The 14,470-nt window shown below is 66.5% G+C and carries 9 protein-coding genes; 8 read left to right on the forward strand and 1 reads right to left on the reverse strand.

Annotated elements, in window-relative coordinates:
* The first annotated feature begins 63 nt into the window (after positions 1–63).
* From GRI47_RS01945 to GRI47_RS01975, 7 genes are all read left to right on the forward strand, one after another.
* Complete coding sequence (locus GRI47_RS01945) at positions 64–1,242, forward strand: efflux RND transporter periplasmic adaptor subunit (protein WP_160659706.1); 1,179 nt, start codon at positions 64–66, stop codon at positions 1,240–1,242.
* Between the two features lie 3 nt (positions 1,243–1,245).
* Positions 1,246–4,515 carry an efflux RND transporter permease subunit gene (locus tag GRI47_RS01950; protein ID WP_160659707.1) on the forward strand — a complete coding sequence of 1,090 codons (3,270 nt, stop codon included), beginning with the start codon at positions 1,246–1,248 and terminating at the stop codon, positions 4,513–4,515.
* Positions 4,512–5,975 (forward strand): efflux transporter outer membrane subunit, encoded by a 1,464-nt coding sequence (locus GRI47_RS01955; RefSeq protein ID WP_160659708.1) that lies wholly within the window; start codon positions 4,512–4,514, stop codon positions 5,973–5,975. The genes GRI47_RS01950 and GRI47_RS01955 overlap by 4 nt, the downstream gene beginning before the upstream one ends.
* A gap of 63 nt (positions 5,976–6,038) precedes the next feature.
* The gene (locus tag GRI47_RS01960; RefSeq protein ID WP_160659709.1) at positions 6,039–9,620 is read left to right on the forward strand and encodes a hydantoinase B/oxoprolinase family protein; all 3,582 of its coding nucleotides are present in this window, start codon (positions 6,039–6,041) and stop codon (positions 9,618–9,620) included.
* Positions 9,617–10,414 carry a DUF969 domain-containing protein gene (locus tag GRI47_RS01965; RefSeq protein ID WP_160659710.1) on the forward strand — a complete coding sequence of 266 codons (798 nt, stop codon included), beginning with the start codon at positions 9,617–9,619 and terminating at the stop codon, positions 10,412–10,414. The genes GRI47_RS01960 and GRI47_RS01965 overlap by 4 nt, the downstream gene beginning before the upstream one ends.
* On the forward strand, positions 10,411–11,361 hold the full coding sequence (locus GRI47_RS01970) for a DUF979 domain-containing protein (protein WP_160659711.1): 951 nt from the start codon (positions 10,411–10,413) through the stop codon (positions 11,359–11,361). Before GRI47_RS01965 ends, GRI47_RS01970 begins: the two co-directional genes overlap by 4 nt.
* Positions 11,352–12,341, forward strand: coding sequence for a DUF2891 domain-containing protein (locus GRI47_RS01975; protein ID WP_160659712.1), 990 nt, complete (start codon positions 11,352–11,354; stop codon positions 12,339–12,341). Before GRI47_RS01970 ends, GRI47_RS01975 begins: the two co-directional genes overlap by 10 nt.
* Here the strand turns inward: GRI47_RS01975 and GRI47_RS01980 are convergent.
* Positions 12,338–13,606: an acetyl-CoA C-acetyltransferase gene (locus GRI47_RS01980; protein WP_160659713.1), complete on the reverse strand. Its 1,269-nt coding sequence runs from the start codon at positions 13,604–13,606 to the stop codon at positions 12,338–12,340. The genes GRI47_RS01975 and GRI47_RS01980 overlap by 4 nt on opposite strands.
* A gap of 100 nt (positions 13,607–13,706) precedes the next feature.
* Here GRI47_RS01980 and GRI47_RS01985 point away from each other — a divergent pair, with 100 nt between their 5' ends.
* Positions 13,707–14,468, forward strand: a complete 762-nt coding sequence (locus tag GRI47_RS01985; protein WP_202387146.1) for a crotonase/enoyl-CoA hydratase family protein — start codon at positions 13,707–13,709, stop codon at positions 14,466–14,468.
* Positions 14,469–14,470: the final 2 nt, after the last annotated feature.

The following is a 14,470-nucleotide window of genomic DNA, read 5'->3' on the forward strand; positions in this document are numbered from 1 at the left end:
CACCTGCACAATCAATTAATCAGGCCGATCCCGATTCTGCCGTTCCGCGAAAGACCGTTTGTCATGAAGCCCCTCCTTGCCGCTGGCCTGGCCGCAACCCTCCTGCTTGGCGCGTGTTCCGGTGCCGAGGCGCCGCCTGCGCCGCAGCCGATCCCGGTCCGCACGGTCACCATCGCGAGCCAGTCGGTCCCCAATGTGATCGAACTGCCGGGCCGGGTCGAACCGGTGCGCGTGGCCGAAGTCCGTGCGCGGGTGACCGGGATCGTCCAGCAGCGGCTTTACGAAGAAGGCACCGACGTTCGCGCCGGGCAGCCGCTGTTCCGGATCGATCCGCGCGAATTGCGCGCCAGCTATGCCCAGACCCAGGCCGCATTGCAGCGCGCGCAGGCGACCGCCGCCAATGCCCGCGCCGTGGTCGAACGCTATCGCCCGCTGGTCGAGGAAAACGCGATCAGCGGCCAGGAATACGATGCCGCGCTTGCCGCATCGCGCGAGGCGCAGGCCATTGTCGCCCAGATCCGCGCCCAATTGGAGGCATCGTCGTTGCAGCTCGGCTATACCACCGTGCGCGCGCCGATCGCGGGCCGGGTGGGCCGTGCGCAGGTGACCGAAGGGGCGCTGGTCAGCCAGGCCGAGGGCACGCTGATGACGCGGATCGAGCAGATCTCGCCCGTCTATGTCAGCTTCGCCCAAGCCGCGAGCGAAGTGATCCGCATCCGCCGCGCCATTGCGGCGGGTGAAATCGATCTCGACGCCAACGACCGCGTCGAAGTGCGCCTGACGTTCAGCGACGGGACGGAATATCCGGTGGCGGGCTTTATCGACTTCCTCGCCTATTCGGTCGACCAGGAGACCGGGACGGTCGAACTGCGCGCCGAATTTCCCAATCCGCAGAACCTTCTCCTGCCGGGCGAATTCGTCCGCGCCCGCATCTTCGCGGGGCAAGTCCAGAACGGGCTGACCGTGCCCCAGCGCGCGGTTTCGCTGACCGAGGATGGCGGAACCGTATTCGTCGTCGATGGCGAGGGGCAGGCCGCTGTCCGACCGGTGAAGCTGGGTGCGATGGTGGACGGGCGCTGGATCGTGGAAAGCGGGCTCAAAGTGGGCGACCGGGTGATCGTCACCAATCTGCAGAAAATCCGCCCCGGCGCGCCGGTCAAGGTCGTGCAGCCCCAATCCCGACCGCAGACCGGCGGGGCCGCGAACGCGCAACAGCCCGCGCGCAGCGGCGGAGCACGGTAGATCATGGCCCGCTTCTTCATCGACCGGCCGATCTTCGCCTGGGTGGTCTCACTCGGCATTCTGCTGGCCGGGATCATCGCCCTGCGCGCTTTGCCGATCGAGCAATATCCCGAAGTCGCGCCGCCATCGCTGGCGATCAACGTGGTCTATCCCGGCGCCGATGCCGAGACGCTGGAACAGAACGTCACCCAGGTGATCGAGCAGCAGCTGAACGGGGTCGAGGGTTTCCTCTACATGTCCTCCTCCAGCGCCTCCAACGGCACAGCCACGATCACGCTGACCTTCGAGGCGGGCACCGATATCGACATCGCCCAGACCGAGGTGCAGAACCGCCTCAGCACGGTCGAGGCGCGTCTGCCCGAGGAGGTCCGCCGACAAGGGATCACCGTGCGTCAGGCGAATGCGGGCTTCCTGATGATCGTGGCGCTGACGTCGCAGAGCGGCGCGCTCGACACCACCGATCTCGGCAATATCGCCGCGACGCAGGTCGTGGACGAATTGCGCCGCGTGGGCGGGGTGGGCGATGTGACGCTGTTCGGATCGCAATATGCGATGCGCATCTGGCTCGATCCCGACGCGCTGGCGTCCTACAATCTTTCCCCCACCGCTGTCCTCGCCGCGATCCGCGAACAGAACGCGCAGACCGCCGGCGGTTCGATCGGCGCGCAACCGACTGCCGATGGTCAGCAGATCACCGCGACGATCACCACCGACGGGCGTTTCACCAGCGTCGAGGAGTTCGAGAACATCATCCTGCGCGCCAGCACCGGCGCGGCCGTGGTGCGACTTGGCGAGGTGGCGCGGGTCGAGATCGGTGCGCAAAGCTATGCCACGTCGACGACGCTCAACGGCAAACCGATGGCGGGCATGGCCGTCCAGCTGGCGACCGGGGCCAATGCGCTGGCCGCCGCGGAAGGCGTGAGGGAGCGGATGGAGCAGCTTTCGGCGGGCCTGCCGGGCGATGTCGCCTGGTCGATCCCCTACGACACCACGCCCTTCGTCCAGGCGTCGGTCGAAGAGGTGGTCAAGACGCTGGCCGAGGCGATGGCGCTCGTTTTCCTCGTCATGTTCCTGTTCCTTCAGAACTGGCGCGCGACTTTGATCCCGACGCTGGTCGTCCCGATCGCGCTGGCGGGCGCCTGTCTCGGCCTGTGGCTGTTCGGTTTCTCGATCAACGTGCTCTCGCTGTTCGGCATGGTGCTGGCGATCGGCATCCTCGTCGACGATGCGATCGTGGTGATCGAGAATGTCGAGCGGATCATGCGCGAGGAAGGCCTTCCTCCGCTTCAAGCCACCCGCAAGGCGATGGGTCAGATCAGCGGGGCCATCATCGGCATCACGCTGGTCTTGATCGCGGTGTTCGTGCCGATGGCGTTCTTCCCCGGATCGACGGGCGGAATCTATCGCCAGTTCTCGGTCACGCTGGCGATCTCGATCTTCTTCTCCGCCTTCCTTGCCCTGTCCCTGACCCCGGCCCTGTGCGCGACGTTCCTGAAACCGATCGAGCATGGCCACGACCACACCGAAGATCCGGTGGCCGACGAAGAGGCCGAGGCGCAGCCCGGCTGGCGCGGCAGGCTGGCGCGCGTTCGCGCTGCTGCTGCCCGCTTCTTCGGGCGCTTCAATCGCTGGTTCGCGCGGATGCAGGAGAAATACGGGCGGGCCAACGACCGTATCCTGTCGCGCCCATGGCGGGCCTTTGCAGTGTTTCTGGCGCTCGGCCTCGTCACCGTGCTGCTGTTCGCGCGACTGCCTTCGGCCTTCCTGCCTACGGAAGATCAGGGATTCCTCATCACGGCCGTCCAGGCACCCCCCGGCGCCACGCAGGAGCGGACCGACGAGGCGCTGGAGCCGATCCAGGATTGGTGGCTGGCGCGCGACGAGGTCGAGAATCTCGTCGTCGTGCGTGGCTTCAGCTTCTTCGGATCGGGCCAGAACAACGCGATCATGTTCGCCTCGTTCAAACCGTGGGACGAGCGCACCGCCGATGGCAGCGCTGCGGACGAGATCCTAGGCCAGGCCATGGGCGTATTCAGCCAGATCGAAGGGGCGATCGCTTTCGTGATCCAGCCGCCCGCGATCCAGTCGCTGGGGCAGGCAAGCGGCTTCACGCTCAAATTGCAGGATCGCGGCGGGCTGGGACGCGAGGCGCTGACCGCGGCGCGCGACCAATTGCTCGGCATGGCATCGCAAAGCTCGGTCATCGCCAATCTGCGCCCCGAGGATCAGGGGCCGAGCCCCGAGGTCGCGATCGACATCGACCGGGTCCAGGCCCGCGCGCTCGGTCTTTCGCTGACGGACGTCAATTCCGCCCTCTCGATCGCCTTCGGGTCGGCCTATGCCAATGATTTCAATCGGGACGGGCGGGTTCTTCAGGTGTTGGTGCAGGCCGATGCGCCCTATCGCATGACGCCCGACGATGTGCTGGCGCTGCGCATTCCCAACGCGCAGGGCGAACTGGTGCCGTTCAGCGCCTTCGCCACCGCCGAATGGTCCGCCGCGCCCGCAAGTCTCGCGCGCTATAACGGCTATCCGGCGATGACGCTGTCGGGCATGGCCGCGCCGGGCGAATCCTCCGGCGCCGCGCTGGCCGAGATGGAGCAGCTCGCCAGCCAATTGCCCGCTGGGATCGGCTATGAATGGACCGGTATCTCCTACGAGGAGAAGCAGGCGGGCGGCCAGATCGGCCTTTTGCTTGGCCTGTCGGTCGTGGTCGTCTTCCTGGTGCTCGCCGCGCTTTATGAAAGCTGGGCGGTGCCTCTGGCGGTGTTGCTGATCGTGCCGATGGGCGTGCTGGGCGCGGTGCTGTTCTCGATGCTGCGCGGGCTTTCGGCGGATGTCTATTTCAACGTCGGCCTCATCACCATTATCGGCCTTGCCGCCAAAAACGCCATCCTGATCGTCGAATTCGCGATCGAGGAAGAGGAGCGGGGACTAAGGCGGATCGACGCGGTCAAGGCCGCGGCGCGCCTCCGCCTGAGGCCGATCATCATGACCTCGCTCGCCTTCACCATGGGGATGGTCCCGCTGGTGCTGGCGAGCGGCGCGGGCGCGGCCAGCCGGATCGCGGTGGGCACGGGGGTCGCGGGCGGCATGATCGCGGCGACCGTGCTCGGCATCTTCCTGATCCCGATGCTGTATCTGCTCGTGCGCCGGAATATCAGCCGCAAGCAGCCGTCTGCCGCCGGACATATCGAGGAAAGCGAGGCCGTGGCCGTTCAAGGCCCCGAACAAAGCCGCGAACAGCGCCCCGAAGGAGATACCGCGCGATGACCCGTTCGCTTCACACCGTTTTCGTCCTCGCGCTGGCTTCGACGGCCCTTGCCGGTTGCGCGAGCATGGCGCCAGAACATACGCGCCCACAAGCCGCGACCGCACCGGTCTTCGATCCCGACTATCGCCCCGATGGCGAGGTGGTCGCGGCGCAATTGTCCTATCGCGAATGGTTCAATGATCCGCGCCTCGTCGCGCTGATCGGGAGCGCGCTGGAGAACAATCGCGATCTTCTCGCCGCCACGGCGCGGATCGAGCAGGCGCGAGCGCGCTATCGCATTCAGGACAGCCGCCAATTGCCTACGGTCGTCGCGACCGGCGGGGCGACCCGCACGCGTCAGCCGCTCGGTGTCAATCCCGCGCTCGATACCGGCGATGTAGAGGGCGCGCCTTCGTCGGTGACGTTCAACCGCTTCGATGTCGGCGTCGGCGTCAGCAGCTTCGAACTCGATTTCTGGGGCCGGATCGCCAGCCTCAGCGAAGCCGCGCGCGCCGAATATCTCGCCACCGTGGCGGCGCAGCGCGCCTTCTATCTTTCGCTGATCGCCGACACCGCGACGACCTATTTCGAGATCGTCGAAACCGAAGAGCAGATCGCGCTGGCCGAAGCGACCGCCGAAAGCCGCCGCGAAGGGCTCAGGATCGCGCAATTGCGGCTGGATGCGGGCGTGACCTCCGCGCTCCCCTATCGGCAGGCGGAAACCCTGCTGACCCAGGCCGAACAGCAGCTGGCGAGCGAGCGGCTGGCTCTGGCGCGATTGCGCAACCAGCTCGCCGTCCTCGTCGGAGGGACGGTTCCGGGCGGCCTGCCCGAGGGGCTGACGCTGGCAGGCCAGGGCGACGATCGCCGCCTCGCCGCCGGTTTGCCGTCCGACCTTTTGCTGGTGCGTCCCGACATCGTTGCAGCCGAAGAGCAATTGCGGGCCGCGCGCGCCAATATCGGCGCGGCGCGGGCGGCCTTCTTTCCTACCATTTCGCTGACGGGCAATGCGGGCCTGTCCTCGACCAGCCTCGACGGATTGTTCTCGGGCGACAGCTTGGGATGGAGTTTCGGACCGGCGATCTCCCTGCCGATCTTCGACTGGGGCGCGCGCGAGGCCGATCTCGATCTGGCGCAGGCGCTGGAGGTCGAGCAGGTCGCGAATTACGACCGCACCGTGCAGACCGCGTTTCGCGAGGTTTCGGATGCGCTGGCCGGAAGGCGCTGGCTCGCCGAGCAGGTGGAGACGTTGCGCCGCGCCGTCACCGCGCAGGAACGGATCGCCCGCATCGCGCGGCTCCGCTATCGCGAAGGTGTGGCCGATTACCTCGAAGTGCTGGATGCGGAGCGCAATCTGTTCAACGCGCAACAGCAATTGCTCGCGACCGAGCGCGCCTGGCTCCAGAACCGCGCGACGCTGTTCGTGGCGCTCGGTGGGGGTGCTCCGCTGGCGGATAACGGGGAAACGCCGCCCGACTGATGCGAAGCGCATAAAGGCGGGCGGCGTTTGAATTCCGCCGTGCTGCGTGCCAAGCACCGGCCCATGACAGACGCTTCCTCCAAGCCGAGCTGGCGCTTCGCGGTCGATCGCGGCGGCACCTTCACCGATGTCGTCGCCACCACGCCCGACGGTCGGCTGGTGACGGACAAATTGCTGTCCGAGGACCCCGGACGATACGATGACGCCGCCAGCGAAGCGGTGCGGCGCCTGATGCAACGATACGCGCCGGATGCGCCGATCGCGGAAATGCGCGTCGGCACCACCGTCGCGACCAATGCCTTGCTCGAACGCAAGGGCGCGCGGATCGCGCTGGCCATCACGCGCGGCTTTGCCGACGCTTTAAGGATCGGAACGCAGGCCCGGCCCGATATCTTCGCGCGCCATATCGTCCTGCCCGAACAATTGCCCGAACGCGTGGTCGAGATTACCGAGCGCGTGGCGGTCGATGGCGAAGTGCTCGAACCGCTCGATGTCGACGCGGCGCGGCGAGAGTTCGCCGCCCTGCGCGAGGATGGGTTCGAGTCCATCGCGATCGTCCTCATGCATGGCTGGACACACCGCGATCACGAAGTGAAGCTCCGCGATCTGGCGCGCGAACTGGGCTTCGCGCAGGTCAGCGTCAGCCACGAGGTCGCGCCGCTGATCCGGCTCGTCCCGCGCGGCGACACAACCTGCGTCGATGCCTACCTCTCCCCCGTCCTCGATCGCTACACCGATAATCTGCGCGCCAGCCTGCCGCAAACCGGCGCGTTGCGCTTCATGCAGTCGAACGGGGGGCTGGCCGAGGTCGGCGCGTTCCGGGGCAAGGATGCGATCCTGTCGGGTCCGGCAGGCGGCGTGGTCGGCATGGCGGCGACTGGCGCGGCGCTCGGCCATACGAAGCTGATCGGCTTCGACATGGGCGGGACGAGTACCGATGTCGCCCATTATGCGGGCCATTACGAGCTGACTGGGGACAGCACGGTCGCAGGCGTGCGCGTCGCCGCGCCGATGATGCAGATCCACACGGTAGCGGCAGGCGGCGGCTCGATTTGCAGCTTCGACGGTTCGCGCTTCCGTGTCGGCCCTGAAAGCGCGGGCGCCGATCCGGGACCCGCCTGCTATCGCAAGGGCGGGCCGCTGACAGTGACCGATTGCAACCTCGTCCTCGGCCGGATCGATCCGGCCTTCTTCCCGAGCGTGTTCGGCCCCGCTGGCGACGCTCCGCTCGATCCCGGCGCAGCGAAGGCACGGTTGGAAGAGATCGCCGCCGCCGTCCAAAAGCTAGGGGCAGAGCCGCGTCCGATCGAGGATATCGCGCAAGGCTTCCTTGCCATCGCGGTGGACAGCATGGCCAATGCGATCCGCAAGATCAGCGTCGCGCGCGGCCATGACGTGACGCAATACGCGCTCGCCTGTTTCGGCGGTGCTGGCGGCCAGCACGCCTGCAAGGTGGCGGACGAATTGGGGATCGAGACGGTGCTGGTCCATCCGCTCGCAGGGATGCTGTCAGCCTACGGGATCGGCCTCGCCCCGGTGAAGGCGATCCGCGAGGTCAGTCTGGTGCGGCCGCTGGAGGAATCCTATGATGACGATCTGGCGGCTTTGCAGGAAGAAGCACGCACCGACCTGCTCGAACAGGGCATCGCAGCGGATGCGATAACGCTCGAAAGCCGGGCACGCCTGCGGTTTTCCGGCAGCGACAGCATTCTGACCGTCGATTGCGAGGACAAAGCCGCGATGGACGCGAATTTCCGCCGCCTTCACCGCCAGCGCTTCGGCTATTCCGACGATGCGGCCCCGATCGTGGTCGAGGCCCTCAGCGTCGAGGCGAGCGGCTTTTCCGGCGGGCTCGACACGGCGGAGGTGGAGCCGGTGGCGGCGGGCGGAACGCCCTCGGGAGACTGGAGGACCATGGAACGCGCGGCGCTGAGCATGGACGATAATGTGGACGGTCCGGCGCTGATCATAGATCCCGGCTCGACCACCGTGGTCGAACCCGGCTGGCAGGCGCGCCTTCAGTCGGAAGGCAGCCTCGTGCTCACACGCACAGAACCGCTCGAGCGTGCGCAGGCAGCGGGCGTTTCGGAGCGCAGCCATGTCGATCCGGTCCGGCTCGAAATCTACAACAATCTCTTCATGGCCATCGCCGAGGAGATGGGCGTGGTGCTCCAAAGCACGGCGAGTTCGGTCAACATCAAGGAACGGCTCGATTTCTCCTGCGCGCTGTTCGATGCCGAAGGCGCGCTGATCGCCAATGCGCCGCATATTCCGGTGCATCTGGGCAGCATGGGCGATTCCATCGCGCGGGTGATCGAGACGCGTGGGAGCGAAAGGGACGGGCGTGGATTCCGGCGCGGCGATGCCTATATGCTCAACGATCCCTATCGTGGCGGCACGCATCTGCCCGACATCACCGTGATCGTGCCGGTCTTCTACGATGAGGCTTCGGACGAACCCGACGCCTTCGTCGCCGCACGCGGTCATCATGCCGATATCGGCGGCATCGCGCCTGGATCGATGCCGCCCGAAAGCCGCACGATCGTGGAAGAAGGCGTGATGATCGACGATTTCCTGCTCGTCGACGGAGGGCGTTTTCGCGAGGACGCGGTCCGTGCCCTGCTGGCGAGCGCCGAATATCCCGCCCGCAATCCCGATCGCAACCTGTCCGACCTGAGGGCCCAGCTCGCTGCCTGCACGCGCGGGGCCGAATTGCTCCACAGCGCCGCGCGCGATTCCGGTGGCGAGACGGTTGCGGCCTATATGGGCCACGTGCTGGCTAATGCCGAAGAAAGCGTGCGGCGACTGCTCGATCGCCTCGAGGACGGGCAGTTCGCTTATCCGATGGACAATGGCGCGGTGGTCAAGGTGGCAATCCGCATCGTCCGCGAAGCGCGCGCTGCCGTGATCGACTTCACTGGCACCAGCGACCAGCGCCCGGACAATTTCAACGCGCCGCGCTCGATAACGCGCGCCGCGACGCTCTATGTCCTGCGCACGCTGATCGATGATGCGATCCCGATGAACGATGGCTGCCTGCGCCCGGTCGAGCTGGTCGTGCCCGAAGGATCGATGCTGAACCCGCGCCCCGGCGCGGCGGTGGTGGCGGGCAATGTCGAGACCAGCCAGGTTGTCACCGATGCGCTGTTCGCCGCCACCGGTCGCCTCGCGCCGAGCCAAGGGACGATGAACAATTTCACCTTCGGAAATGCGCGCGATCAGTATTACGAGACGATCTGCGGTGGATCGGGGGCGGGGCCAGATCATGACGGGACGAGCGCGGTTCAGACTCACATGACCAATTCGCGCCTGACCGATCCGGAGATTTTCGAAACGCGCCTCCCGGTTCGGCTCGACCGCTTCGCGATCAGGCGCGGATCGGGCGGGAAGGGCGCGCATAGTGGTGGCGACGGGGTGGAGCGGCGCGTGACCTTCCTCGACGACATGCGCGCGAACATCCTCGCCAATCGCCGCGAACATCCGCCGCAGGGTATTGCTGGCGGCGGCGATGCCGAGCCGGGACGCAACTGGGTCGAGCGGGCCGATGGATCGCGCGAGGAATTGGGCGCGACGGGATCGGCCGAAATGCAGCCCGGCGACGCCTTCGTGATCCTGACCCCCGGCGGCGGAGGATATGGCGCATGAACTATTGGCCGCTGCTCGGCATCGCGCTGGTCGTCATCGGCTTCGCGCTGCGGTTCAATCCGCTGCTCGTGGTGGTCGGTGCGGCGGTGGCGACGGGGCTTCTGGCAGGACTCGACATCGTCGCGGTGGTCGAGGCACTGGGGCGCGCCTTCAACGACAATCGCTATATCTCGGTGACGTGGATCATCCTGCCGGTGATCGGCCTGCTCGAACGCTACGGATTGCAGCAGCGCGCGCGAAGCCTGATCGAGAGCGTGCGGGGCGCGACCATGGGCAAGTTACTGGTGCTCTATCTCCTGTTCCGCCAATTGACTGCGGCCTTGGGGATGAAGGATATCGGCGGCCATCCCCAGGCGGTGCGGCCCCTCGTCGCGCCCATGGCGGAGGCGGCGGCCACCAAATCGCACGGGGTCCTGCCCGAAGCCGAGCGGCAGAAAGTGCTCGCCATGTCGGCGGCGACCGACAATGTCGGGCTGTTCTTCGGTGAGGACATCTTCTTCGCGATCGCCTCGATCCTCCTGATCCAGGGCGTGTTCGAGGCCGCGGGCTATCCGCTGACGCCGCTGCAACTCTCGGTCTGGGCGATCCCGACCGCGATCTGCGCCTTCCTGATCCATGGCGGGCGCATCCTCGCCATGGACCGGCGGATGGGCCGCAATCCTTCCCCATCGGGGGAGGGGGACCATCCGAAGGATGGGGGAGGGGCACGTTTGCCGGTTTCTGATCCGGTGCCCCTCCACCCCCATGTTACGCATGGCGGTCCCCCTTCCCGTACCGGGGAGGAGCGGGCATGATCACCTATGAATGGCTCTATATCCTCGCGGGCGCGTTCTTCGCGATCTGGGCGCTGCTGTCCTTGCGCGATCGATGCTGGGGCAATGGCGCGTTCTGGGGTCTGCTCGCGGCGAGCTTCCTGTTCGGCAGCCATATGGGCGATTTCGCGAATGGCGTGCTGGTGCTGGCGATGGTGGGCATTGCCGGGCTTGGCCTGCTGAAGCGCAGCGATCCGCCGACCACTACGCCGGAAGAGCGGCTGAACTTTTCCGCAATCTTGGGCAATCGCCTGTTCCTGCCCGCGCTGATCGTACCGCTGACGGCTGTGGTGGGTACGCTGCTCTACAATTACACGCCTTTCGGCGAGACCGGCCTGTTCGAAGCGCGGCGCGAGACGCTGATCCTGTTCGGTGTGGGCGTGCTCGTCGCTCTGGTCGCCGCCATGATCTGGCTGCGACCGCCCGTGCTGGCGCCGGCGGAAGAAGGGCGGCGCCTGCTCGATTCGATCGGCTGGGCGGCGATCCTGCCGCAAATGCTGGCGGCGCTGGGCGCCGTGTTTGCGCTGGCGGGCGTGGGCGATGTGATCGGCGCGCTGGCGGGTGAGGTGATCCCGGAGAACAGCGTCTTCGTGACCGTCCTGGTCTTTTGCTTCGGCATGGCGCTGTTCACGATGATCATGGGCAATGCCTTTGCCGCCTTCCCGGTGATGGCGGCGGCGATCGGGATACCGCTTCTGGTCGAGGATTACGGCGGCAATCCGGCGGTAATCGGCGCGGTGGGGATGCTGGCGGGCTTCTGCGGCACGCTGCTGACGCCGATGGCGGCCAATTTCAACATCGTGCCCGCCGCCCTGCTCGAACTCGACGATCAGAACGGCGTGATCCGCCAGCAGGTCTGGACCGCGATCCCGCTCTGGGGATGCAATGTGGCGATCATCTATCTGGCGGGGTTCTGGCTATGGAATTGACCGAAGATCTGGCGCGAAGCTACGCCCGGATCGCGCTGGGCCATGTGACGCGGCCTTACCCTTACAAGGACGATCACGTTTTCGCCTCGGAAGCGGACGTAAGGCCTCCGCGCACGGCGCATCCGGCGTTCTTCGGCAGCTTCGACTGGCACAGCTGCGTCCATGGCTGGTGGACGTTGCTGACCTTGCGGCGCCTGTTCCCCGCCACGCCCGAAGCGGAAGAGATCACGGCGCTGGCGGACGAGACGTTCACCGAGGAAAAGCTGGCGGTCGAACGTGCCTATCTCGACCGGCCCGAAGCGCGCGGGTTCGAGCGACCTTATGGCTGGGGCTGGCTGCTGGCCTTGCACGCAGAGGCCGCGCGACATCAGGATCGCGAATGGGGCGCGAGGCTGGAACCGCTCGCGCGCGCGTTTGGAGAGCGGTTCGCCGCCTATCTGCCGCTGCTGACCTATCCGATCACTGTCGGCACCCATTTCAACACCAGCTTCGCTCTCGTCCTGACGCGCGACTGGGCTGGCGAGCGCGATGCCGCGCTCGTCGCGACCATCGACGGCTGGGCCGAGACCGCTTTTGCGGATCGGAGCGACTATCGCGGATGGGAGCCGGGCGGCGACGAGTTCCTGTCCCCTGTCCTCACCGCTGCGCTGCTGATGTCCCGCACCTGGCCGCGCGAGAGGTTCGCGCCCTGGTTCGAGGCGCTGGTGATCGACAATGGCTGGCTGAAAAACGAATGCGAGCCCGCCTTCGTGTCCGATCGCAGCGACGGCAAGATCGCCCATCTCGACGGGCTCAATCTCAGCCGCGCCTGGGCCTTGCGCGAAATCGCTTCGGCCATCGCGCCGCATTCTGCCGTGGCCGACATGCGCGCGCTGGCCGATCGCCATTTCGCCGCCGCCGAAGCCAGCGTGGCGGGCGATTACATGGGCGAACACTGGCTGGCGAGCTTCGCGCTGCTTGCGCTGCTCGCGCCCCGCTAGTCGACGAAATCGCTCACCCGTTCGACGATGATCGCCGGGGCCATGCCGCCCGCGGCGCACATCGTGACGAGACCATAGCGCTTGTCCTGCCGCTCCAGTTCGTCGACGATCGTGCCGATCAGGATCGATCCGGTCGCCCCGATCGGGTGGCCCAGCGCGATCGAGCCGCCATTCACATTGACCTTGTCCCAGTCGAGCCCGAGATCGCGCACGAATTTCGCCGCGACCACCGCGAAGGCCTCGTTGATTTCGAACAGGTCGATATCGTCCACGGTGAGGCCAGCCTTTTCCAGCACCTTCCTCGCCGCTGGAACGGGGGCGTTCAGCATCAGCGTGGGATCATCGCCCATATTCGCGGTCGCCACGATCCGCGCGCGCGGCTTAAGACCGTGCTTCTCGGCATAGTCGCGGCTCGTCACCAGCACCGCCGCCGCGCCATCGACCACGCCCGAGGAATTGCCCGCATGGTGGAAATGCTCGATTGCGAGGTCGGGATATTTCGCATTCACCAGCCCGCGAAACGTGGTGCCGTTTGTGTCGAGCGGCATGTCGGCGATCTTGGTGAAGGCGGGCTGCAATTCGGCGAGGCCTTCGCGCGTGGTCTGGGGCCGGGGAAATTCCTCGCGGTCCAGCACGATTGCGCCCTGATCGTCCTTCACCGGCACTAGCGATCTGTCGAACCGGCCTTCCTCGATCGCCTTGGCGGCGCGCTGCTGGCTGCGATAGCCGACCTCGTCCAGTTCCTCGCGGGTGAAGCCTTCCTTGCTGGCAATCGCATCGCCACACACGCCCTGATGGCTCTGCGGGTGAGTCGCCTGGAGCCGCTCGTTATAGCTGCCCATCATCGGCGGCCTGAGGCCTGCCGCTATCTTCTCTTTCGCCATCTGCGCGGTGAGGCTCATCATCTCGGTCCCGCCCGCGACGACGCAATCCTCCATCCCGCTCATCACCTGTGCCGCAGCCAGCGCCACGCTGGTGATCCCGCCACCGCAGAACCGGTCGAGCGTGGTCCCGCTCGAGGTCACGTCATAGCCCGCATCGAGCGCGGCCATCCGACCCAGATCGCCTGCCTGCATTCCGTCCTGCGTGCTGACCGACCAGATCACGTCGTCCACCGTCGCCGTGTCGAGATCGTTGCGCTCGGCGATCGCCTTCAGCACGGTCGCGGCGAGATGCTGCGGGTGCATGGCGGCAAGCGCACCTTTCCCCTGCTTTCCGATCCCGCGCGGGGTGCGGACGGCGTCGATGATATAGGCTTCAGGCATGGCGTGCTCCTCTCTCGCTCCGGCGATTGCCGGTTGACGTTTGCGTAAGCCTCAAGCAGCACTGCGGCAAGACCAGTTTCGAAATGCAATGGAGAGAGGCATGAGCGAAGAGGTACAGACCGAGGTCGAGGACGGCGTTTTGATCGTCACGATCAACCGCCCCGAAGCCAAGAACGCAATGAACAAGGCCGCCGCCGAAGGGATCGCTGCGGCGATGGACCGGCTGGACGCGCAGGACGATCTGCGCGTCGCGATCCTGACCGGGGCGGGCGGCACGTTCTGTTCGGGCATGGATCTCAAGGGCTTCCTGCGCGGCGAGAGCCCGAGCGTGGAAGGGCGCGGCTTCGGGGGCGTGGTCCAGGCGCCGCCGAAAAAGCCACTGATCGCCGCCGTCGAAGGCTATGCGCTGGCGGGCGGGCTCGAATTGATGATCGCCTGCGATCTGGTGGTGGCGAATGACGGCGCCAAGTTTGGCATCCCCGAAGCCAAGCGTGGCCTCGTCGCGGCGGCGGGCGGGGTGATGATGCTGCCTGACCAGATCCCCGAACGGATCGCCATGGAGCTGGCGCTGACGGGCGAGTTCATCGATGCGGGCCGCGCTTACGAACTCGGCCTGATCAACCGCGTGGTCTCCGGCTCCGCGCTCGACGGGGCGAAGGAACTGGCGCGCAAGATCGCCGAAAACGGCCCGCTGGCGGTGCGCGTGTCGAAACAGATCCTCAAGGAATCGCGCGGCTGGTCGATGGACGAGCGCTACGACAGGCAGGCGCAGCTGATCGGCCCAGTCTTCGTCAGCGAGGACGCCCGCGAAGGCGCAGCCGCCTTCGCCGAGAAGCGCAAGCCGAACTGGAAGGGGAAATAAGC

This window comes from Qipengyuania pelagi (assembly GCF_009827295.1).
GTDB lineage: Bacteria > Pseudomonadota > Alphaproteobacteria > Sphingomonadales > Sphingomonadaceae > Qipengyuania > Qipengyuania pelagi.